This is a genomic window from Clostridium sp. AM25-23AC, from assembly GCF_003435125.1.
Taxonomy (GTDB): Bacteria; Bacillota; Clostridia; order Lachnospirales; family Lachnospiraceae; genus Pilosibacter; species Pilosibacter fragilis.
In genome coordinates, this window is the sequence record NZ_QWGI01000020.1 from 46276 (window position 1) to 68411 (window position 22136).

Consider the following 22136-nt stretch of genomic DNA (forward strand, 5'->3'; position numbering starts at 1 on the left):
AAATGAGTAAATTCTACGGGGCAATCGGTTATGCCGTAACAGAGGAGATTCGACCTGGTGTCTGGGGAGAGACGATTACAGTTCGTGACTACTACGGAGATGTTATTCGGAATACTCGACAGTATCAGAGTTCAGATAACCTTAACGACAATCTCAACGTGTCGAATGAATTTAGCATTGTAGCCGATCCGTTTGCTTATGCGAATTTTCATTCGATGAGATTTATCGAGTATATGGGGGCTAAATGGAAAATTTCAAATGTTGAAGTTCAGTATCCCCGTTTAATATTGACCGTTGGAGGTGTTTACAATGAGCAGACGAATGAAACTGCATAATATTCTATGCGCCATTCTCTCGTGCCCGGACAAAGGATTAGAGTGTCGAGCTTATTTTCAACCACCGTCATCGGTAAAAATGAAGTACCCCGCCATCGTTTACGCTCTCGACGATATCGAGAATACGTTTGCGAATGACGGGGTTTATTTGTCTGCGAGAAAGTATTCGGTAACAGTTATTGACAGCGATCCAGATAGTTCTCTCGTTGGCAAGGTGGCATCTATGCCGACAAGTCGATTCAATCGGCATTACACGAAAGACAACTTAAATCACGATGTCTTTGAAATATTCTTTTAAGGAGGACAAATTCTATGAAAAAGAAACTCGTTTGGGATAAGACTGGCGAGCGCCTGTATGAGACCGGTGTCAGCCAGGGTGTCCTTTATCCGATTCAGACCGGCGGCGTATATAACTCTGGTACCGCATGGAATGGTCTTAGCACCGTAACAGAGAGTCCGTCCGGAGCAGAACCTACTGCAATTTATGCAGACAACATCAAGTATCTGAACCTTATGTCCGCAGAGGAATTTGGCGGTACGATCGAAGCTTATATGGCACCGGATGAATTTGCAGAGTGCGATGGTTCCAAAGAAATCGCTCCTGGAGTGTTCGCTGGTCAGCAGAACCGTAAGATGTTTGGCTTATCTTACAAGACACTCCTCGGCAACGATGTTGATTCCAACGATTACGGTTATAAGCTTCATCTTGTGTATGGTTGCTTAGCTTCCCCTTCCGAGAAAGGTTATTCCACTGTAAATGACAGTCCGGAAGCTATTACCTTATCCTGGGAGTTTAGCACCACACCGGTTGAGATTGCAACCTTAATCGATGGAAAGAAGCTGAAGCCTACTTCTATTCTCACCTTCGATTCTACCAAGGTCGATGCTAAGAAACTGGCTGCTCTTGAAGAGATCCTGTATGGTAAAGATCCTTCTTCTGCCGAAGCAGACGATGGTGTTGAACCGAGACTTCCGCTTCCAGATGAAGTAATTAAGATTATGACCGCAGAAGGTTAATAAAAAAATAATACACAAACCACAGATGGAGTCGTATTCAGGAAAGCTGGCGACTCCTTTTTATTTGAAAGGAGAACAAAATTATGTATGCAGTAACAAAGACTTATAAAGATTTTAATGGTGTTGAACGCACTGAAACAAAGCTCTTCAACCTTACCGAAACAGAGGTTATGGAGATGGAATTGGGCACAGCTGGTGGAGTTGCTGAGATGCTTCAGCGCATCGTAGATGCAAAAGATCAGCCGACCATTATCAAGTTCTTTAAGGAATTTATCTTAAAGGCATACGGAGAGAAGAGTGCTGACGGCACATATTTCGAGAAGTCCGAAGAGATTTCCAGAAAGTTTGCCTGCACTCAGTTCTACAATCTTCTGTTTATGGAACTGGCTACAGATGACAGCAAAGCCGCTGAATTCGTAAACCATGTAATTCCGAAAGTTGTAGATATCAAGAAGCATTCGGAAAATCCGGAGATTGCTCCTGTGGTTGCCACCATGAACTAAAGAGGTGAGATCGAATGCTTGAACTTACGATACCAAGAACTGATCTGTGGGATGAGCGGAATCAGCGATTTATCCCTGTAAAGGAACAGAAGTTGCGTTTGGAGCATTCGCTCGTTTCACTTTCAAAATGGGAAAGTAAATGGTGCAAAGTCTTCTTAACTAAAGAGCAGAAGACTATTGAAGAAACCATTGATTATATACGCTGTATGACACTCACACAGAATGTTGACCCGCTGGTCTATCAATGCATTACCAATTCTCACATTGATGCGGTAAATGCCTATATTGAAGCGCCTATGACGGCTTCGACTGTTAAGGAAGAAAAGGGTGGTCCAATAAACAGGCAGCAGATAACCAGTGAGCTTATCTATTATTGGATGACCGCGTATCACATTCCGTTTGAGTGTCAGAAATGGCATTTGAATCGTTTGTTAATGCTTATCCGGATTTGCAATGCGGAAAATAAGCCCCCGAAGAAGAGGAGCAAACGAGATTTATACAGACATCATGCGGAAGTAAACGCCGCAAACAAAAAGAAATTTAATTCGAAAGGATAGTGATTAAAATGGCGAAATCAAGGCAGGCCGTTGTAAATCTTGTCAAATCCTGGGAAGGAAAGAAAGAATCGAACGGTTCACACAAAAGTATTATCGATTTGTATAACGACTTCTTTGAGAAGATCTGCGCCGGCAAATTTCCTCGTGGCATTCGTATGCGCTATGACTGGGCTTGGTGCGCTTGCACCTGGTCTGCATTAGCGGCAGCTCTCCGATATGAGAGCATTATGCCTATGGAAATTTCCTGCTATTACCTCATTGAAGCGGCAAAGAAAATGGGATGTTGGCAGGAGAACGATGCTTATGTTCCGAGTCCTGGAGATGCGATTTTGTATGACTGGCAGGATAACGGATTCGGTGACAACTCTGGCAATCCGGATCATGTCGGTACCGTAATCGAGGTGCATAAGGAATCCGGTTACATGGTTATCGAAGAGGGCAACTACAGTAATGCGGTCAAGAAGAGAACGCTGTCTATTAACGGAAAATTTATCCGCGGCTTCATCACACCAAAGTACGACGACAATACTGTTGCCGCTCCTGGATTAAGCAAGGGTAAAGACATCAAAACCATCGCTCATGAGGTTATCGTTGGACTGTGGGGAAGCGGCGAGAATCGTAAGAAATTGCTTACTGAGTACGGATACAGCTACTCTGAAGTTCAGAACATGGTTAATCAGATTCTGAATGGATCGGCGGTAACACCGTCCAACACCAAACAGGATCAGAACCAGTCAGTTTCAAAGAAAGTGGTGGCTACCTGTTCTGCCAAGCAGTTTAACAAAACCTGTGCTGGTGAATATAAAACAACGGCAGTTCTTTATTGCCGTAATGATGCCGGAACCAATAAGAAAGCTATTTGTAAAATCCCGGCTGGCACTAAGGTTAAATGCTATGGCTACTACACAATGGCAAACGGAGTTAAGTGGCTGTACATCCAGTTTGTACTTGATGGTGTGCAGTATACTGGCTTCTCATCCAGTGCTTACTTAGCAAAGTAGGAGATTCATATGATCACGTTCAGACAAAAGGGTGATTTTTCTAAGCTGACTCGATTCTTAGAGCGAGCAAAGGAATCGGTTCGTCTCGGTGACCTCGATAAGTATGGTCGAGAGGGCGTAGCCGCCCTTGCGTCTGCAACACCAGTTGATACAGGACAGACAGCAAATTCGTGGCACTACAAGATCGAGCAGAAGCAAGGTTCCGTGTCAATCAGCTTTTATAACACAAATATTCAAAATGGAGTCCCTATTGCAGTCATTTTGCAGTACGGACACGCAACAAGAAACGGCGGCTGGGTACAGGGGCGAGACTACATCAATCCTGCTATCCAGCCTATTTTTGACAAAATTGCAGATGCGGCATGGAAGGAGGTTACTAAGCTATGAGTACAACCGTTGACGAACGTGTCGTCGAAATGCGGTTTGATAACAAACAGTTTGAGCAAAATATTCAGACCAGTTTATCAAGCCTCGATAAGTTGAAGAAGAGTCTTAACCTCGAAGGGGCAGCAAAAGGCTTAGAAACCGTAAACGATGCCGCAAATAAATGCAGTGGGAATATGTCACCGCTGAGTAATGCAGTTGAGACTGTGCGAGTGCGATTTTCGGCATTGGAAGTGATGGCGATTACAGCTTTGCAGAACATTACCAACTCTGCACTTGCTGCTGGAAAAAATCTTGTCTCCGCTTTTACCATCGATCCGATTAAAACCGGTTTTGAGGAGTATGAGACCCAGATCAATGCCGTTCAGACAATCCTTGCAAATACCTCTTCAAAAGGCACAACGCTTGATCAGGTAAACAATGCGTTGGATGAACTAAACCATTATGCAGATATGACCATTTACAATTTTACGGAAATGACCCGTAACATTGGTACGTTCACTGCGGCTGGCGTAGATTTGGACACATCTGTAGCCGCTATCAAGGGTATTGCGAACCTTGCAGCCGTATCAGGTTCCAACTCTCAGCAGGCAAGCACCGCTATGTATCAGCTTTCACAAGCATTAGCGGCAGGAACAGTAAAATTACAGGACTGGAACTCAGTAGTAAACGCTGGTATGGGTGGTCAGGTATTCCAGGATGCGCTGAAAGAAACGGCTAAAGTTCATGGAATTGCCATTGATGAGATGATCAAAGATGAGGGCTCATTCAGAGAGACCCTTAGTAAAGGATGGCTTACCTCTGACATCTTGACTGAAACTTTGGCAAAATTTACAGGCGATCTCAACGAAGATCAGCTTCGAACCATGGGATACACCGATGATCAGATCAAATCCATCATGGAGATGGGTAAGACCGCGAATGATGCTGCGACAAAAGTAAAAACTTTTACCCAGTTATTCGACACATTGAAAGAGGCTGCCCAGTCCGGATGGACACAAAGCTGGGAAATTATCGTCGGCGACTTTGAAGAGGCGAAGGAATTACTTACGGAAGTGAGTGATACGTTCAGTGCCGTAATCAATGCTTCTGCCGATGCAAGAAATAAAATGCTTCAGGATTGGAAAGACCTTGGTGGTCGAACCATGATGATCGAAGCAGTAAAGAATGTTTTCGAGGGACTGGTTAGCGTTGCTAAGCCTGTTCGGGAGGCATTTAACGAAATCTTTCCGCCAATGACTGGAAAACAGTTAGCCGAAATCACAGAACGTATCCGTGATCTTACAGCAAAATTCAAAATGGGGGAAGAGAGTTCAAAGAATCTAAAGAATACGTTTAATGGCGTATTTGCAGTGCTTGATATCGTCGGACAAGCTTTCAAAGCTGTTGCTGGTGGTGTCGGCGAATTGATTGGTCTTTTCTTACCGGCTGGAAACGGGGTGTTATCACTTACCGGAAGCTTCGGTGAGTATCTCGTTAAGCTTGATGAAACTGTAAAGAAGACAGATATCTTTGGTAAAGCAGTTTCGACTGTTGTTGATATCGTAAAGACAGTTATTACGTTTGTTAAAACTGCCGGAGAAAAAGTAAAAGAATTTGGAAAAGCCGCAGGGGAGAAGTTCGATTTCCCTGGATTTGAATTATTCCACTCATTCCTTGAACGAGTACATGATCGCATGGCTCAGATTGGTGATGGTGCTGGAAAAATGAAGAGCGGAGTCATTGTTGCTTTTGAGATGATGGGAGAAGCACTGGAAAAATGCAAATTTCTCAAAGTCATGGAAGCATTGTGGACAGCTGTAAAGGTAATTGCTGGCGGTATTGCCGATGCAGTCGGGACTATGATGGGAACACTTGCCGAGAAACTTGGAAATGCAGATTTCAGCGGAGTTCTTGACATTCTTAACAGCATTGCTGTCGGTGGAATTGCTTTATCAGTTTCTAAATTCTTAAAGAGTGTAACCGAACCTCTTGAGGGGTTAAATGGCGTTCTCGAAGGAGTAACTGGAATTCTTGACGGGGTCAGAGGCTGCTTTGAGGCATATCAGACAAATCTTAAAGCTGGAACGCTACTTAAAATTGGAGCAGCAATCGCTTTGCTTGCAGGTTCTATCGTTGCAATTTCCCTGATCGATAGTGATAAACTATCAGCTTCTCTTGGAGCAATTACTGTACTCTTTGCTAATTTACTTGGAGCGATGGCGATTTTCAATAAAATCAGTAGTGATACGGGAAAAGTATCTAAAGCATGTACCGCAATGATTGCTATGTCAGTTGCAGTATCCATTTTGGCAGGAGCTTTGAAGAAGGTTTCAGACCTTGATTGGGGTGAACTTGCAAGAGGGTTGGTTGGAATTGCTGGTCTTACGACTATTGTTGTTGCATCATCTAAAGCCATGGCAAGCAGTCAGAAGCAGGTTATGAAAGGCGCTACCAGCTTAATTATATTTGGAGCGGCTATCAAAATTCTGGCTTCAGCATGTGAGGATTTATCGAAATTACAGTGGGATGAACTCGGACGTGGATTAACAGGAGTAGGAGTATTATTTGCTGAGATTGCTGTATTCCTTAGAGTTGCAAAATTCAACGGGAAAATGATCAGCACTGCAACTGGAATCGTTATTCTGTCGGCAGCAATGAAGGTTTTGGCGTCCGCTTGCAAAGACTTTGGTCAGATGGAGTGGAGCGAGATTGGAAAAGGATTAGCTGGAATTGGTGGATTACTTGCCGAACTTGCTGTCTTTACGAATTTGGCTGGAAATGCAAAACACGTAATGTCTACTGGCGTAGCCTTAATTGCTATTGGCGCTGCAATGAAAATCTTTGCTTCCGCTGTAAAAGATTTTGGTCAATTACAGTGGGATGAAATCGGCAGAGGTTTAACTGCTATGGGCGGCGCACTTGCAGAGGTAGCTATTGCTGTTAATCTGATGCCGAAGAACATGATCGGTATTGGAACTGGGCTCGTTATCGTCGGCGGCGCACTTGAAACCATTGCAAACTGTATGAGTAAATTCGGAGGTATGCAGTGGGAAGAGATCGGTAGAGGTCTTACCGTCATGGGTGGGGCCTTAGCTGAGTTGGCTATCAGTCTCAATTTCATGAAAGGTACGCTTGGTGGATCAGCAGCATTGTTGGTTGCGTCCGGAGCCTTAGCTGTTCTTGCGCCGGTACTCAGTATTTTGGGAGCGTTATCGTGGGAAGCGATTGCGAAAGGACTTATTTCTATTGCCGGAGCATTCACGATTATCGGCGTAGCAGGCGCGGTACTTACACCATTGGTTCCGACTATTCTGGCATTATCGGGAGCGTTTGCATTGATTGGTGTTGGGGTTCTTACAATCGGAGCGGGTTTACTTGCAGCTGGCACAGGACTTTCGGCACTTGCTATCGGATTCACAGCGCTGGCAACTGCTGGTGCCGCTGGAGCGACTGCAATCGTAGCAGCACTGACAGTTATCGTTACTGGTATCGCTGGCTTAATTCCGGCTGTTCTTACAAAAGTCGGAGAAGGAATTATCGCAATCTGCAAAGTTATTGCTGCCGGAGCGCCAGCTATTGGTGAAGCTGTAAAGGCAGTTGTCTTAACGCTGATCGATGTTTTCGTATCCTGTGTACCGCAGCTGGCAGACGGAGCTTTACAATTAGTGGTTGGTGTATTAGCGGCTCTGGTTACTTATACGCCTCAAATTGTAGATCTAGCTTTCAAATTCCTTATTGGAATTTTAGATGGTATTGCTAGTAATCTGCCGTCACTGATTAAAGCTGGTGTCGATGTACTCGTAGCATTTTTCGCTGGTATCGTCGATGCACTGAGAGGAATCGATACTGGAGCTTTGCTAAAAGGAATTGCCGGAATCGGTCTGTTATCAGCTATTATGCTTGCTCTTAGTGCAACAGCATCGCTTGTTCCAGGAGCAATGGTTGGAATCCTTGGTATGGGTGCGGTTGTTGCTGAGATGGCGTTAGTGCTTGCAGCCGTCGGACTCTTATCGAAACTTCCAGGACTTTCTTGGCTTATCGGAGAAGGTGGAAAGCTTTTACAGGGAATCGGAACGGCAATCGGTCAGTTCGTTGGTGGAATCGTCGGCGGATTTATGAGCGGTGTGTCGAGTCAGTTCCCGCAAATTGGAGCTGATTTATCCACTTTTATGAATAATGTTCAGCCGTTTTTACAGGGAGCTAGTCAGATTCAGCCATCTATGATGGACGGAGTAAAGGCATTAGCCGAGACTGTGCTTATTCTGACAGCGGCTGATATTTTACAGGGATTGACTTCTTGGCTTACAGGAGGGTCGTCTTTATCTAAGTTCGGAGAGGAACTTGTACCGTTTGGCGAAGCTATGAGAGATTTCTCGTTAGCTATCGGAAACATGGACGGGGAAATCGTGGCAAATGCGGCGACAGCTGGCAAAGCATTAGCTGAAATGGCAGCCACAATTCCAAATACAGGCGGATTAGTGTCTTTCTTCGCAGGAGAAAATGACATGACTGCCTTTGGAAAGCAGCTTGTACCATTTGGCGAAGCTATGAGACAGTTCGGGGATGCAATTACTGGACTCGATGCAAATGCCGTTACAGAAGCGGCAATCGCTGGCAAGGCCATGGCAGAGATGGCAACAACCATTCCAAATTCTGGTGGTGTCGTAGGATTCTTTGCTGGTGAAAACGATATGGGTGAGTTTGGAAAACAGCTTGTACCATTTGGCGAAGCAATGAAAGCATTTGGCGATGCGGTTCGTGGACTGGAAGCCGATGCAATCGTCAATTCTGCAACGGCGGGCAAGGCTTTAGTCGAGCTTGCTGATACTGTTCCCAATACAGGTGGCGTTGTAGCATTCTTTACTGGAAACAACGATGTTGATACTTTCGGTGAGAAACTTGTACCGTTCGGTGAAGCTATGAAGGCATATTCTGAAGCTATTATGGGTATGGACTCCGCGGCTATTACGAACTCAGCAACAGCTGGTAAAGCCCTAGTGGAGCTTGCCAACACCATTCCAAATACCGGAGGACTTGTAAGCTGGTTTACCGGTGACAACGATCTTGGTAGTTTTGGTGATAGTCTGGTTCAGTTCGGAAGTGGAATTAAGAGTTATTCGGATTCTATTTCTGGAATCGATACCGGAATCATGTCAAGTGTGATTACCCAGGTGAATCGACTTGTTGAAATGGCTAAAGGAATGGCGGAATTAGATACGAGTGGTATGAGTGGTTTTAGCACAGCACTGATTCAGCTTGGAAACAACGGTATCGACGGTTTCATCAATGCGTTTACAGATGCGAGCGGAAGAGTGACATCCGCCGCGACCTCTATTCTGACGACATTCATCAATGCGGCTAATGCTCAGAAAGGTAATCTGACATCTACGTTTACGACCATGATGCAGGCTGTACTTACGACTCTTACGAACTATCAAACCCAGTTCAATACTGCTGGCTCTACGTTGATGACAAAATTTATCAGCGGAATTAAATCTCAGGACGGAAATACCAAAACTGCAATTACCAACATTATTAGCGGTTGCATCACTGCAATCAATAATAAGCAGACTCAGTTCAATACTGCGGGTGCGAACCTCATGATCAAGCTTATTGCTGGAGTTAAATCGAAAGATTACGAAACCAGAAATGCGTTTGTAAACATCTTAAGTTCATGCCTTACAGCTATCGCGAACAAGTATCCGGAATTTCAAAATGCAGGAATGCAGTGCATGATTAAGTTCATCGCTGGTGTTAAGGAAAAAGCCGAAGAAGTAAAAACAGCTTTCACTGGCAATCTTAATGCTTCTGTAACAGCTATCCGGGATTATCATGATCAGTTTAAACAGGCTGGTACTTACTTGGTGGAGGGATTTGCTGATGGAATCAGTGAGAATACGTACCGCGCGGAAGCTAAAGCCAGAGCAATGGCAAGGGCTGCGGCAGAAGCAGCAGAAGACGAACTGGACGAGCATTCACCTTCCAGAGTAGGATACCACATCGGTGATTTCTTTGGATTGGGATTCGTTAATGCCATCGGAACTTATGCGGTGAAGGCATATAATGCCAGTGCTGAAATGGCTGATTCGGCAAAAACAGGTCTCGGAAATGCAATCGCAAAGGTTAAGGATATGATCGACAACGGTGTTGATGGTCAGCCTACGATTCGACCGATTCTGGATCTGTCAGACGTTGAAGAGAAGAGTCATCGACTGAATACGCTGTTCAGTAGATCGCAGGCTTTAACCGTCAGCACAGGAATTGCAGCAGCTCGTGGACGGAATCTTCAAAATGAAGATACTAATCCGAATACAGGTAACTCTTATAACTTTACACAGAATAACTATTCGCCTAAGGCACTGTCGAGAACAGAGATTTATCGGCAGACGAAGAATCAGTTCTCGGCGATGGAAAGGATGGTGGAAACTTGATTCGAGCAGTCACGTTTACGAACTATCTTGGCGATAGTATCCGACTTGATTTGGCGAGACCGGAGGAATCCGGTTTCATCATCAAGTCTGTAACTGGCTTGGGACCAGGAAAAGCGAACATCAATACGACGGAAATCGCTACAAACGATGGAAGTCTGTTCAATTCTTCAAGGATGCCGAGCCGAAACATTGTTATTTCTCTTGCGTATATGTGGAAGGATTCCATTGAAGACGTAAGACAGCTTTCATACAAGTATTTTCCTATTAAAAAGAAGCTCACAATGCTTATCGAAACCGATAATAGGCAGGCAGAGATTGAAGGGTATGTCGAATCAAACGACCCAACAATCTTCAGTAAAGACGAGGGTTCGGATATCTCAATCGTGTGTCCGAATCCTTTCTTTTACTCTGCCGGAAAAGACGGAATCAACACAACCATCTTCTATGGTGTAGAGGCACTGTTCGAGTTTCCTTTCAGTAATGAATCTCTTAAGGACCCGTTACTAGAAATGGGAGAAATCAAAAATGAAACAGAGCAGGTGGTTGTATACAATGGCGACGCTGAAATCGGAGTGACTATTACGATTCACGCAATCGGTGAAGCCAGCAATATTACGATCTACAATACCGGTACTCGTGAAGTGATGCGGATCGATACCGATAAATTGGAGAAATTCACTGGCTCTGGAATTATAGCAGGTGATGAAATCATTATCTGCACCGTAAAAGGAAACAAGTCGATTACGCTTCTTAGGAACGGAAAGACTACAAACATCTTGAACTGCCTGGATAAAAACGCTGATTGGTTCCAGCTTGCGAAGGGCGACAACATCTTTGCTTATACGGCTGAGTACGGAAGTACAAATTTACAGTTTAAGATTGAGAACCGTATAGTCTACGAGGGGGTATAAGCACTATGGATGTGACAATTTTAAACACCAACCTAGATGCTGTCTCTATTGTGGATACGTACGAGTCCTTCATCTGGACAGATCGGTATTACGCTTACGGTGACTTTGAACTGTATGAAGCAATGCGAGAGGGTCTTCTTGACTACATCAAACAGGATTACTATTTGCAGAGCAAGGAATCTGAACATGTGATGATCGTGGAGAAAATCCAGATTACTTCAGATACCGAAGACGGTAACCATGTAACGGTTACTGGGCGTTCATTAGAATCTATCCTCGACAGGCGAATCGTCTGGGGACAGAAACTATTAAGCGGAAATCTTCAAAATGGAATAAAAACACTGCTCAACGAGAATGTAATTTCTCCGTCAGACAGCAATCGAAAAATTCCAAACTTTATTTTCAAAGAATCAACCGATCCAGCAATTACAAAGTTGAAAATGGAAGCTCAGTACACGGGAGATAACCTGTATGATGTCATCCAGAAAATTTGCGAGGAGCAGGGTATCGGTTTCAAGATCACTCTGAATGATGAAAATCAGTTCGTATTTGAGTTGTATGCCGGTTCAGATAGATCATACGATCAGACGGAGAATCCCTACGTTATATTTTCACCGAAATTCGAGAACATCATCAATAGTAACTACATCGAATCTAAAGCTTCGTTGAAGACAGTGACCTTGGTTGGTGGAGAAGGTGAGGGCGCCGATCGAAGATATACTACGGTTGGTGGTGGCTCTGGTTTGAATCGCAGAGAATTGTTTACGGACGCTCGTGACATTTCTTCAAATGTTGGAAGCGATGATGCGTTGACCGATGCCGAGTATATGGCACAGTTGCAGCAAAGAGGAAAAGAAAAGCTTGCTGAAAATGTGAGCATTACCTCATTCGAGGGAGAAACAGAAACAACTATCATGTTCCAGTATGGAAAAGATTTCTTTAACGGGGACATTGTACAGATTGCGAACGAATACGGACACGAGACAAAAGCTCGTATTCTTGAAATTGTTCGTTCAGAAGATAAGGACGGTTATTCCGTCTATCCGACTTTTAAGACTATAGAACAGGAAGGAGCGTGATGAAGAAGTGAGTGTAACATTTGGATTTTATAATTCAAAAGAAGGAGATCGGCGCTACGATGCTATTCAGATGTCCAGCATTTTCGATGGAATCATTCAGGACGGAATATTGCAGCATGTCGGAACTGCAATGGTTGTAAAAGAATCGGAAGCAATGATTATCAACGTTGGTGTCGGACGAGCCTGGTTCAATCACACTTGGACGCTGAATGACGCTCTGTTACCGTTAGTAGTTCCACAGTCCGAGATTCTGCTGAACCGATATGATGCAGTTGTGCTTGAAGTGGATTCGAGAGAGGCCGTCAGAGCAAATGACATCAAAATTATTAAAGGAACCCCAGCATCGAATCCAACGAAACCTACGATGGTGAAGACAAATGATCGCTGGCAATATCCGCTGGCGTATATTTATGTCGGCGCCGGAGTTACTTCTATTCGACAGGCAAACATCACGAACTGCGTTGGAACTTCAGAGTGTCCATTCGTAACGGCTCCATTGGACAAGGTCGAAATCGATGATTTGATTGCTCAATGGCAGGACCAGTGGAAAGAGTTCTACGAAAAGCAGACTACTGATATGGAAGAAACAAATAAGTTTTGGAAAGAGCAGTGGTCTACCTGGTTTCTGGCACAGACTGAGGAGATTCAGTCTGCATATTTGACATGGGAAGCTCAGTGGAACCTTTGGTACTCGGAGCACACAGCAGATATGGAAGCCACAAGTACCTATTGGAAAGAAAAATGGGAGGCGTGGTTCAACGAATACACAAGCACCAATACTGCTGAAATGGCTGACTGGAAACAGAAATCAGAAACAGAATTTCGTGGTTGGTTTGAGCAGTTACAGGCACTGCTGGACAGCAATACGGCAGCGAGTCTTGCGAAAAAACTTCTGGAATTACAGAAGCAGGTAGATATTCTTAATCAGTTCAGTTCCAACCTTGAAAACGAATACACGGTATATCAGAAGCTTTACGACAATGGATACCGTACTTATGGAGACGTGCTCGATTCTTCGGATGCATCCATTACTGACAGCAATTTGGATACGGTCATTGGACGTACATATTCCAGTGATCTTCTCCGTGACAGCAATGGCGATGTTATTGAAGGTCGGGCTATTTTTGTCATCAAATAAAGGAGGATTCATTAAATGAAAATCACAGACTACGAAAAGGTCCAGGCATTAGCGGCAAGTAATATTTTTCTGCTTGATGGACCTAACGGAACAAAGACCATCGCAGCAGATGCTTTAGCAAAAGCGTTAATCGGTCTTTTAAGTTCCAAAGATTTTATCGGAGGAGTAAATCTTTCCGAGCTTACACAGGTGAATGCATTAGTATCCGGCAACAAACTTCTTGTTGGGACTACGGAAGGAAACAAGGCTATCGCTGCTGAAGATGCGCTCTTTGCTATACTGGACAGCTTCGCTCCAGTAGAGCTTCGCCGAGTTCTTTTCAGAGGTAAGAACCTTGGAACCGCTCTGACAGCGGTACAGAAAGCTGCTATTAAGGACGGTTCCTTTAAAGGAATGTTCCTTGGCGATTATTGGAGTATCGGAGGCCGTATCTGGCGTATCGTTGATATGGATTACTGGTACAACTGCGGTGACACTACATTTACCAGCCATCATCTTGTGATCATGCCGGATGAAGCGCTTTACAATGCACAGATGAATACTACCAATATTACAACCGGTGGATACGTTGGTTCTGAGATGTATAAAAAGAACCTGGCGAACGCAAAGACAATCGTCAATGCAGCTTTCCAGGGTTCTGTTCTTACTCACAGAGAACATTTATGCAATGCAGTTGCTAATGGAAAACAGTCTGGAGGAGCATGGTTTGATTCCAGCATTGAACTTCCTAGTGAAATTATGATGTATGGCCATATTCATTTCGGCAATGCATCTGATGGAAATACGATTCCGAATATTTACACCACTAGCAAAACTCAGCTGGCATTGTTTATGGTATGCCCGAGATTTATTACAGACAGATCTCATGCACAGTGGTTAAGAGATGTCGTTTCTTCGGCTACCTTTGCCATTGTGGCCAGCAATGGCGGTACGCTCTGCAACGGCGCTTCGAACTCTTGTGGGGTTCGTCCGGTCTTCCCGGTTGGTTAATTAAAATCGCGGGGCCTTGTGCCCCGTTTATATTTTTGAAAGGAGCTTCTAATCATGGAAGAGAAAATCTATAAAATTACCCTCGGTGACGGGACTGAGATTTCCAATCTTAAGCTGAACGGAAACAATTTCATTTCTACGGAAACGATCGAGGAATCTGTATTTGCAGATAACTGCTCTCCGGTTACTATCAGCGACGGAACAACCGAGACTGTTCATCCTAACATGGAACTGGTTCAGATCGTTGAGCAGATTCCTGGGGAATACTGGTTTGTCCTTAGAGATATTTCTGAGGAGGAATTTGCCAGAACCAAAATGCAGTCTGACATCGCCTACATTGCAATGATGTCCAATGTAGAGCTTTAAGAAGGAGGATCACCATGGAACATAGCAAGAATTACAGTAAAGTAAAGCTTTGGTACCGCATGAAAATGTGGAATGAGACCAAGGTTCGTAATGCGGTGAAGATGGGCTGGATCACCAAAGAGGAGTTCGCTGAGATCACCGGTAAAGATTACGAATGAGCGTTCTGTTAGGCGACAGGAAAGAGTCAAAATTCGAAGCGATTACGTACTCGATCGAGTTGCATGATATGCTGATACTCCTTATGCAAAGGGGATTTGGTGTTAAGGATGTGGACAGCTTTGTTCGGAAGAAGTATGCGTATGGAGAAATTTCGGAAGAAAACTTTGCTAAGTACAGAGAACTGATGCGGAGTTTCAAATCGAAAGTAAATCAGTGTGCTTCCTTAATAACGAGCAATGTTAGAGCGGCAAATACCATTTACCCACGGTCAATGCACGAGTACGAGACCAGGAGAGATTACCAGAATGCGGCCATTGTAAATTGCGAGCAGCTCATCAATGAGTTACAACGGGTTGTTGAAATATTTGATGTAGATCTGAATTTATACAACCGGTATGTTAAAGCTATCGACCGAGAAATCGGATTGATAAAAAGGTGGCGTCAAAGAGACATGGCGATTAAGTCGCGGTTAGAAAAAGGGTAACATCTAAAAAATTGCGTCGTTTCTTCGGCTAACTTTGCCAATGTGAACAACAATGGCAATACGAACTACAACAACGCTTCGAACTCTAATGGAGTTCGTCCGGATTCTTCGATTAACCAACGAAGAAGGAGATGCTATCCGTTCCGCAAGGATAAATAATAAAGCCTAATACAATTTACTACGGTAAGTATTGTTATAACGGTGAATAGGTTATGAACTACGAGGAGATTGTCTGTGACGCCAATAACTTGTATAGGGCTTATAAGGTCTCTGTAAAGAGCAGCAAATGGAAAGAATCGACGCAAAAATTCATGATGAATTTCCTGCGGTACATATTTGAAATCCAAGATGATATCATCAATAGGACACTTCAAAATGGACCGACACAAGAATTCGAGCTGCACGAAAGAGGCCGGATAAGACCTATTACAAGCATTCAAATCCGCGATCGCATCGTCCGACATTCTCTGTGCGATGAGGTTTTACTTCCAGAAGTTAGGAAACATATCATTTATGATAACTGCGCATCTATCAAGGGGCGCGGAATTTCACAACAGAGAAAACGATTCGAAATCCATCTCCACAAATACTACCAATTATACGGAAATGACGGTTATATTCTATTCGGTGACTTTTCAAAGTTCTATGACAATATTATCCATGAGATTGCCAAACGAGAATTGCTGAAGCTGTTCGATGACGATGAGTTTATTGACTGGCTTTTAACGTTGATATTTAAGGGCTTCCAGGTCGATGTTTCGTACATGTCTGACGAGGAATACGAGGCTTGTGTGACCGATACTTTCAATAAACTGGAGTATCGGAACATTCCAAAAGAGAAGCTCACTGGCGAAAAGTGGATGGAGAAGTCTGTCAATATTGGAGACCAGCTTTCGCAAGTCATTGGAATTTATTATCCGTATCCCATTGACAATTACGTCAAGTATGTACGTCAGCAGAAATTTTATGGAAGGTATATGGACGATTGGTACATCATGAATCCCAGTAAAGAAGAGCTTGAAGACTTGCTCGAAAACATCTGTGAAATTGCAGCTGAACTGGGAATCCATATCAATCGTAAGAAAACTAGAATCGTTAAGATTTCGAGCAAATACAAATTCCTGCAAATCAAGTACGCACTTACAGATACCGGTAAAGTCATCAAACGAATAAATCCGGATCGAGTTACCGCCATGCGTAGAAAACTCAAGAAACTTGCCGTTAAGGTTGGAAATGAAGAAGCGGATTACGACAATATCGAGAACATGTTTCGCGGTTGGATGGGAGGTCATTATAAGCTCTTATCCAGAGAACAACGAAAGAATTTAATACAGCTTTACGAAGACCTATTTAGTAAGAAAATCACAATAGTCAACAAGAAGCTGATTGTTTCTGATAGGTCTGCATGATTGCACATAAAGAAGGAGGAAACGATGGAACCATGGTTTCAGGTTGTACTTACGATCTTTAGCTCAGTTCTTGCATCTTCTGGGCTGTGGGCCTATTTGCAAAAGAAAAGCGAGCAAAAAGATGTTAAAACAGAGATGCTTATTGGATTGGCACATGACAGGATCATGTATCTTGGAATGTCATATATTGACCGTGGGTGTGTAACCCAGGATGAATATGAAAATCTGAGGGTATATCTCTACGAACCCTACGAACGTATGGGCGGGAATGGTTCAGCAAAGCGAATTATGCAGGAGGTGGACAAACTCCCGATTCATAAATTTATAGAGAAGGAGGAAGAGCACAATGAGCATGAGTAACAAGACATACGATATCCTTAAGTGGATTGCTATGTATCTGCTTCCGGCTGCTGGTACATTATATTTTGCACTGGCTGGAATCTGGGGTCTCCCGTATGGAGAGCAGGTAGTCGGAACCATCACTGCGGTTGATACTTTCCTTGGTGTTATCCTTGGAATCAGTACATCCCAGTACAACAAGACTGCTGATAAAGAAAAATAATGAAAGTGTCATGGAGGACTAAACATTATGGCAAATATGAATGTAAACAAAGTCATTTACGGGGGGGATGTCCTTATCGATCTTACTGGCGATTCCGTCAGTGCAGATAAGGTCCTCAAAGGTATTACTGCTCATGATAAGAGTGGTGCAAAGATCACGGGTACCTGTACATTCGACAGCGATACTTCCGAAGATACCGCGGCTGTCGCTGAGATTCTCGTAGGAAAGACTGCGCACGCCCGTGGAAGTAAGCTTACAGGTACTATGAAGAACAACGGCGCTGTCAAGGGTATCATCTCAACTGTGGCTGGAGAATATACAGTACCGCAAGGCTATCATGATGGCTCTGGTAAGGTGTCTATTGACGCCACCGAACAGGCAAAGCTTATTGCTACTAACATTCGTGAGGGTGTGACGATTCTTGGCGTTGAGGGTGCCATGTCTGGTTCTGAGGATATGAAGCCACAGAGCAAGGAAGTAACACCGTCCAAAGAAGCTCAGACGATCATGCCCGATGAAGAGTACAACTGCTTATCTCAGGTTACAGTTAAGGCAATCCCATATGTAGAAACCGATAACTCTGCCGGAGGAAAGACTGTTACAATCGGATAAGGAGGTTTTGTCAAATGGCTGCGAATAAAGTCGTATTCGGCAATAAAGTTTTGATCGACCTTACCGGCGATACTGTTACGGAAGAAGCTTTGCTAAAGGGCTATACAGCACACAAAGCAGATGGTACAATTATTACCGGAACGGCTTTCGCAGGATATCCTAATGAGTTCGTGTTCTTAGACAACATCCAGGACTCAAGTGGAAACCCAATCAAAGACAGTTCCGGTAAAACAATTCAGGGACAAACCATCTATCGCAAAGCTCGCAACTCGGTTCTTTTGGATTCTACGGGCGATGTGATTGAAGACGGTTTTGAACAGTAGATAGAGGTGGTTAAGTTTGTGTGGGTGTCGTTTATTTCTCGATTATTCCTACATTTGAACCCTCTAGGTACTGTAAATGCTGGATAGTTTGTTTCTACAATAGAATTCATTTTATTTATAAAGAGAGGTGACAAAACATTTTCAAAATCTTAATACAAATATGTTGAGAAAAGATAAACTATGTTGGATTATAGTTCGTAAGCACAACTAAAATGAATGGTTTACTAAATTTAACCTAAATAAAGAATTATATATTGTGACAAATACAACTCTCATATCCTTTAAAATGTAAATACTACTATTTTATTATGGATTTGCAATGAAAAACTTGAAAGGTGGAGATAATATATTACAAATGCATAAGTTAGCTATATGAAATGATATAAATGCTTCAAAAATTCAAAATTCTATGTATAATCTATATTTTAGGAGGATAAAGTTATGAAACACAACAAAATTACCATAAGTATTTTAATGATCTTTGTCATATTATTATCTGTTGGATGTAGTAATAATCAAGAAAACATTTCTGATGGCAATGAAAATGTTAATGCAGATTATGATTTTCTATTTCAAGAACTGGAAGAAAAATATGATGCTACATTAGGAATTTATGCACTTGATACAGAAACTAATAAAGAAATTTCTTATAATGCAGATGAAAGATTTGCATACTGTTCAACATATAAAGCTTTAGCTGCCGGTGCCATTTTAGAAAAATACTCTATTGAAGAACTTGATAATGTAATATATTTTGAAGAAGAAGATGTTTTATCTTATGCACCAGTTGCAAAAGATAAAGTAGATACTGGAATGACTATTAGAGAAATATGTGATGCTGCAGTTAGACAAAGCGATAATACTGCTGGAAATCTACAATTTACTCTTCTTGATGGACCTAATGGTTTTAAACAATCATTAAGTAAAATTGGTGATACTGTAAGTGAGCCTTCTAGAATAGAAACTGAATTGAATGATGCTGTACCTGGCGATATAAGAGATACTAGTACTCCTAAACAATTGGCTTTAAATTTAAAAGAATATGCAACTGGAGATATATTGTCAGATGATAAAAAAGAGATTTTTATAGATTGGATGTCAAATAATGCAACTGGTGATGAATTAATTCGCGCTGGTGTACCAAGTGATTGGATTGTGGCAGATAAAAGTGGTGCTGGTTCTTACGGAACACGAAATGATATCGCTATTGTAACACCCCCAAATAAAAAACCTATATTTGTAGCTGTACTTTCAAAAAAAGCAGAACAAGATGCAGAATATGACAATAAACTGATAGCAGATGCCACAAAAATCATCTTTGATTTAATATCATAAAAATTGATTCACTCAAAAATAAATTAATATACCAAAATACAATTACAAAAGTTTTATCTTAGAAACTCTCAAAAAGAACCATAGATAAGATTCTTCTATGACGATATAGGTGAAATACTTGAATTCAAGCATTTCACCTTTTTTGTAAGGATATGTAGAAAAGTCTATAAATAAGGATGCTTCTATAACAATTTGGAATACTTAAAATTAGAGATTTGAACCTTATGTTATAAATACTATCTATCTAACGGGTATCGATAACAGGCGGCTTTTCAAACATTTTAACCAAGATATTGATTTACTCTGAAATCCTATTTCATATATAATACTCAGTTTATCATAGTTCTGCGCTCAGTTCCGAATGGTATTAGTTTACCTTTTGCTTGCTTCGAAAGTAAAGCAATATAGTATCTTTAGCAAGGCAGTATTGATTTGAAGTACACTCCTTTGCTTATTTAGCTTTCTATAGGTCGCATTCAAATATTCCACCTTGTTTGACGACAGATTTCGGCATAATAGGTTTGATGAAAAAGCCTTTAAACACATTTTAAGAGGTCTAAAAATTCAAGTCGTTAAAAAAGTGATAGTGATAATAGATAACACCAATTAAAATGCAAAAAAACTTTATCTTTCTTTCGTTTTTTATGTTTTTTATTCAACCGGAGAAATTGATAAAGCTGGATATTACTACAAATTAGAAATATAAATCTAATCTATCAAATATGGAGGAATGACTATGAAAAAAATATTTGCACTTGCTTTTTGTTTTGTAATGAGTAGCTTTGTTTTGGCGGGCTGCTCGGGAAAAGCGAACCTTTTGAGAAAAAAAGTTTTACGCCGGATACAAAGGTCAACGAAATAAATCTTGATGTGAGGGACAGAGAAATTGAAGTAACACTATCTGACGACGAACAGGTGCATATCCAATATTCTGAAAACAGCAAAGAGTATTATGATATTTCTGTTTCCGATGGAAATGTGCTGACTATGGTAAATGCCAACAACAAAGAATGGACGGATTATATCGGGGGAAAACCCTCTACCAAAGATCGGAAAATCGTATTACAAATGCCGACTACACTTCTGGATACTGTTACGCTATCTACGACAAATGAAGATATATCACTTCCAGTATTGGCTGTTACGGGAAGCATTGATATTTCGACTAACGACGGAAACATCACTTTTGAGAGCTTAGATGTAGGAAATACCTTGACTTTGACCGTTAAAAATGGGGATATTTCTGGCATGATTGGAGGCAGGTATGAGGATTTCGTCATTCAATCAGAAGTCAAAAAAGGTGATAGCAGTTTGCCAAAACATAAAGATATTGGTAAAAAAACACTAAAAGTACTTTGCAATAACGGTGATGTTGATGTTACGTTTGTGGTATAAATAAAAAAATATAAAGACAGGAGAAAAGATAATAATGATAACAAAGAATAAATTTTATTTGAAAATGATATTTACAGCATGTATATGTGCAATTATTTTAACTGGCTGTGGTAGTAAGTATACTGTAGAGGAAAAAAGCTTGGTTGAAAACCAAAAAGAAAATCAAGAAACACTGGAAAATGGAGTAAACAGAACTTCTATGGAAAAAAGTATGGAATTTTCCGATGAAAGCACAGAGAAAATACCAGAAATAGTAGAGGTAGACTGGTCAGAGTATTTTAATGGATTGAATGGAACAGCAGTTATATATGATGCATCCAATAAAAAATATACAATTTATAATCGTGATCTTGCAATTACAAGAAGTTCACCATGTTCGACATTTAAAATTATTTCTTCTTTGATTGCCTTAGAAAACGGAATTATTGAAACGGAAAACTCTACTAAAACATGGAGTGGTGAAATATTTTGGAATGAAGATTGGAATAAAGATATTGATTTTCAAGAAGCTTTTCGTACTTCTTGTGTATGGTATTTCAGACAGGTCATTGATGATATTGGAGAAGATTTAATGCAGAAGGAATTAGATAAGCTCCAATATGGTAATTGTGATATTTCTGATTGGGAGGGACGATTAAATACAAATAATAGTAATAGAGCTTTGACGGGCTTTTGGATTGAATCTTCTTTAATGATTTCACCCAAAGAACAAGTGGAAGTAATGGAGCATATCTTTGGAAAAGAATCGAATTATTCAGAAGAAACACAGAATACATTAAAGCAAGTTATGCTTTTATCAGAGGTTGATAGTACTGACATTTCTATATATGGAAAAACCGGAATGGGAAAAGTCGATGGTATTGTTGTTGACGCTTGGTTTACAGGGGTTGCGGAAAGTAAAACAGGAGATGTGTATTTTTGTGTGCGTCTTGGAAGAACTGATGGTATGAATGTATCCAGCACATTGGCAAAAGAAATAGCAATCGATTTGGTTCAAATAACATTACAATAAATACAAAATGAAATATAGTTAACTAGATAGTGTCTACACGAGTTTATGCCAAAATTGCACACCAATGGCAATGCAATAAATTTGCACTACTGCTAGAAATAATACTGTGCTTTGAGAGTATGAGAAAATCTCTGTAAATAAGATTCTTCTA

At 41.7% G+C, this 22136-nt stretch carries 22 protein-coding genes; all 22 read left to right on the top strand.

Annotated features, from left to right (window positions below; all coding sequences use genetic code 11):
* Positions 1–2 precede the first annotated feature (2 nt).
* The 22 genes from DW677_RS12620 to DW677_RS12730 all read left to right on the top strand — a co-directional run bounded on the left by DW677_RS12620 (position 3) and on the right by DW677_RS12730 (position 21985).
* Positions 3–335: a hypothetical protein gene (locus tag DW677_RS12620; protein WP_117567502.1), complete on the top strand. Its 333-nt coding sequence runs from the start codon at positions 3–5 to the stop codon at positions 333–335.
* Positions 336–647: 312 nt separating this feature from the next.
* On the top strand, positions 648–1352 hold the full coding sequence (locus DW677_RS12630; protein WP_003500508.1) for a hypothetical protein: 705 nt from the start codon (positions 648–650) through the stop codon (positions 1350–1352).
* Positions 1353–1435: 83 nt separating this feature from the next.
* Entirely contained in the window at positions 1436–1855 is a 420-nt protein-coding gene (locus tag DW677_RS12635) for a hypothetical protein (protein ID WP_003500504.1), read from the top strand.
* A 14-nt stretch (positions 1856–1869) separates the two neighbouring features.
* Entirely contained in the window at positions 1870–2412 is a 543-nt protein-coding gene (locus tag DW677_RS12640; RefSeq protein WP_117567503.1) for a hypothetical protein, read from the top strand.
* Positions 2413–2420: 8 nt separating this feature from the next.
* Entirely contained in the window at positions 2421–3413 is a 993-nt protein-coding gene (locus DW677_RS12645) for a CHAP domain-containing protein (RefSeq protein ID WP_242992169.1), read from the top strand.
* Positions 3414–3422: 9 nt separating this feature from the next.
* Positions 3423–3800, top strand: coding sequence for an HK97 gp10 family phage protein (locus tag DW677_RS12650; protein WP_117567505.1), 378 nt, complete (start codon positions 3423–3425; stop codon positions 3798–3800).
* The gene (locus DW677_RS12655; protein WP_117567506.1) at positions 3797–10210 is read left to right on the top strand and encodes a tape measure protein; all 6414 of its coding nucleotides are present in this window, start codon (positions 3797–3799) and stop codon (positions 10208–10210) included. Before DW677_RS12650 ends, DW677_RS12655 begins: the two co-directional genes overlap by 4 nt.
* On the top strand, positions 10207–11121 hold the full coding sequence (locus DW677_RS12660) for a phage tail domain-containing protein (RefSeq protein ID WP_117469739.1): 915 nt from the start codon (positions 10207–10209) through the stop codon (positions 11119–11121). The genes DW677_RS12655 and DW677_RS12660 overlap by 4 nt, the downstream gene beginning before the upstream one ends.
* Before the next feature lie 5 nt (positions 11122–11126).
* Positions 11127–12200, top strand: a complete 1074-nt coding sequence (locus tag DW677_RS12665; RefSeq protein WP_117567507.1) for a siphovirus ReqiPepy6 Gp37-like family protein — start codon at positions 11127–11129, stop codon at positions 12198–12200.
* A gap of 7 nt (positions 12201–12207) precedes the next feature.
* Positions 12208–13338 carry a hypothetical protein gene (locus DW677_RS12670; RefSeq protein WP_117567508.1) on the top strand — a complete coding sequence of 377 codons (1131 nt, stop codon included), beginning with the start codon at positions 12208–12210 and terminating at the stop codon, positions 13336–13338.
* 15 nt (positions 13339–13353) lie between these two features.
* Entirely contained in the window at positions 13354–14328 is a 975-nt protein-coding gene (locus DW677_RS12675; protein ID WP_117567509.1) for a hypothetical protein, read from the top strand.
* Positions 14329–14382: 54 nt separating this feature from the next.
* The gene (locus DW677_RS12680; RefSeq protein ID WP_117567510.1) at positions 14383–14694 is read left to right on the top strand and encodes a hypothetical protein; all 312 of its coding nucleotides are present in this window, start codon (positions 14383–14385) and stop codon (positions 14692–14694) included.
* Positions 14695–14708: 14 nt separating this feature from the next.
* Entirely contained in the window at positions 14709–14852 is a 144-nt protein-coding gene (locus DW677_RS12685; RefSeq protein WP_117567511.1) for an XkdX family protein, read from the top strand.
* Complete coding sequence (locus tag DW677_RS12690; RefSeq protein WP_003500476.1) at positions 14849–15337, top strand: hypothetical protein; 489 nt, start codon at positions 14849–14851, stop codon at positions 15335–15337. The genes DW677_RS12685 and DW677_RS12690 overlap by 4 nt, the downstream gene beginning before the upstream one ends.
* Before the next feature lie 212 nt (positions 15338–15549).
* The gene (locus tag DW677_RS12695) at positions 15550–16746 is read left to right on the top strand and encodes a reverse transcriptase domain-containing protein (RefSeq protein WP_117567512.1); all 1197 of its coding nucleotides are present in this window, start codon (positions 15550–15552) and stop codon (positions 16744–16746) included.
* 24 nt (positions 16747–16770) lie between these two features.
* Entirely contained in the window at positions 16771–17106 is a 336-nt protein-coding gene (locus DW677_RS12700; protein ID WP_003500471.1) for a hypothetical protein, read from the top strand.
* Positions 17093–17308: a phage holin gene (locus DW677_RS12705; protein ID WP_039891743.1), complete on the top strand. Its 216-nt coding sequence runs from the start codon at positions 17093–17095 to the stop codon at positions 17306–17308. The genes DW677_RS12700 and DW677_RS12705 overlap by 14 nt, the downstream gene beginning before the upstream one ends.
* Positions 17309–17335: 27 nt before the next feature.
* Positions 17336–17920 carry a hypothetical protein gene (locus tag DW677_RS12710; protein WP_117469731.1) on the top strand — a complete coding sequence of 195 codons (585 nt, stop codon included), beginning with the start codon at positions 17336–17338 and terminating at the stop codon, positions 17918–17920.
* 14 nt (positions 17921–17934) lie between these two features.
* Positions 17935–18243, top strand: coding sequence for a histidine kinase (locus DW677_RS12715; RefSeq protein ID WP_117469730.1), 309 nt, complete (start codon positions 17935–17937; stop codon positions 18241–18243).
* A 441-nt stretch (positions 18244–18684) separates the two neighbouring features.
* Positions 18685–19578 carry a class A beta-lactamase gene (bla, locus tag DW677_RS12720; RefSeq protein WP_002575559.1) on the top strand — a complete coding sequence of 298 codons (894 nt, stop codon included), beginning with the start codon at positions 18685–18687 and terminating at the stop codon, positions 19576–19578.
* An 858-nt stretch (positions 19579–20436) separates the two neighbouring features.
* On the top strand, positions 20437–20973 hold the full coding sequence (locus DW677_RS12725) for a DUF4097 family beta strand repeat-containing protein (protein WP_278245874.1): 537 nt from the start codon (positions 20437–20439) through the stop codon (positions 20971–20973).
* A 34-nt stretch (positions 20974–21007) separates the two neighbouring features.
* Complete coding sequence (locus DW677_RS12730) at positions 21008–21985, top strand: penicillin-binding transpeptidase domain-containing protein (protein ID WP_002593573.1); 978 nt, start codon at positions 21008–21010, stop codon at positions 21983–21985.
* Positions 21986–22136: the final 151 nt, after the last annotated feature.

Excerpts from the sequence above, each read along its gene's own strand:
- bla (WP_002575559.1), top strand. The coding sequence starts at position 18,685 with ATGAAACACAACAAAATTACCATAAGTATTTTAATGATCTTTGTCATA.
- DW677_RS12630 (WP_003500508.1), top strand. The coding sequence starts at position 648 with ATGAAAAAGAAACTCGTTTGGGATAAGACTGGCGAGCGCCTGTATGAG.
- DW677_RS12700 (WP_003500471.1), top strand. The coding sequence starts at position 16,771 with ATGGAACCATGGTTTCAGGTTGTACTTACGATCTTTAGCTCAGTTCTT.
- DW677_RS12730 (WP_002593573.1), top strand. The coding sequence starts at position 21,008 with ATGATAACAAAGAATAAATTTTATTTGAAAATGATATTTACAGCATGT.
- DW677_RS12695 (WP_117567512.1), top strand. The coding sequence starts at position 15,550 with ATGAACTACGAGGAGATTGTCTGTGACGCCAATAACTTGTATAGGGCT.
- DW677_RS12635 (WP_003500504.1), top strand. The coding sequence starts at position 1,436 with ATGTATGCAGTAACAAAGACTTATAAAGATTTTAATGGTGTTGAACGC.
- DW677_RS12675 (WP_117567509.1), top strand. The coding sequence starts at position 13,354 with ATGAAAATCACAGACTACGAAAAGGTCCAGGCATTAGCGGCAAGTAAT.
- DW677_RS12690 (WP_003500476.1), top strand. The coding sequence starts at position 14,849 with ATGAGCGTTCTGTTAGGCGACAGGAAAGAGTCAAAATTCGAAGCGATT.
- DW677_RS12680 (WP_117567510.1), top strand. The coding sequence starts at position 14,383 with ATGGAAGAGAAAATCTATAAAATTACCCTCGGTGACGGGACTGAGATT.
- DW677_RS12665 (WP_117567507.1), top strand. The coding sequence starts at position 11,127 with ATGGATGTGACAATTTTAAACACCAACCTAGATGCTGTCTCTATTGTG.
- DW677_RS12645 (WP_242992169.1), top strand. The coding sequence starts at position 2,421 with ATGGCGAAATCAAGGCAGGCCGTTGTAAATCTTGTCAAATCCTGGGAA.
- DW677_RS12710 (WP_117469731.1), top strand. The coding sequence starts at position 17,336 with ATGGCAAATATGAATGTAAACAAAGTCATTTACGGGGGGGATGTCCTT.
- DW677_RS12715 (WP_117469730.1), top strand. The coding sequence starts at position 17,935 with ATGGCTGCGAATAAAGTCGTATTCGGCAATAAAGTTTTGATCGACCTT.
- DW677_RS12640 (WP_117567503.1), top strand. The coding sequence starts at position 1,870 with ATGCTTGAACTTACGATACCAAGAACTGATCTGTGGGATGAGCGGAAT.
- DW677_RS12655 (WP_117567506.1), top strand. The coding sequence starts at position 3,797 with ATGAGTACAACCGTTGACGAACGTGTCGTCGAAATGCGGTTTGATAAC.
- DW677_RS12705 (WP_039891743.1), top strand. The coding sequence starts at position 17,093 with ATGAGCATGAGTAACAAGACATACGATATCCTTAAGTGGATTGCTATG.
- DW677_RS12650 (WP_117567505.1), top strand. The coding sequence starts at position 3,423 with ATGATCACGTTCAGACAAAAGGGTGATTTTTCTAAGCTGACTCGATTC.
- DW677_RS12685 (WP_117567511.1), top strand. The coding sequence starts at position 14,709 with ATGGAACATAGCAAGAATTACAGTAAAGTAAAGCTTTGGTACCGCATG.
- DW677_RS12620 (WP_117567502.1), top strand. The coding sequence starts at position 3 with ATGAGTAAATTCTACGGGGCAATCGGTTATGCCGTAACAGAGGAGATT.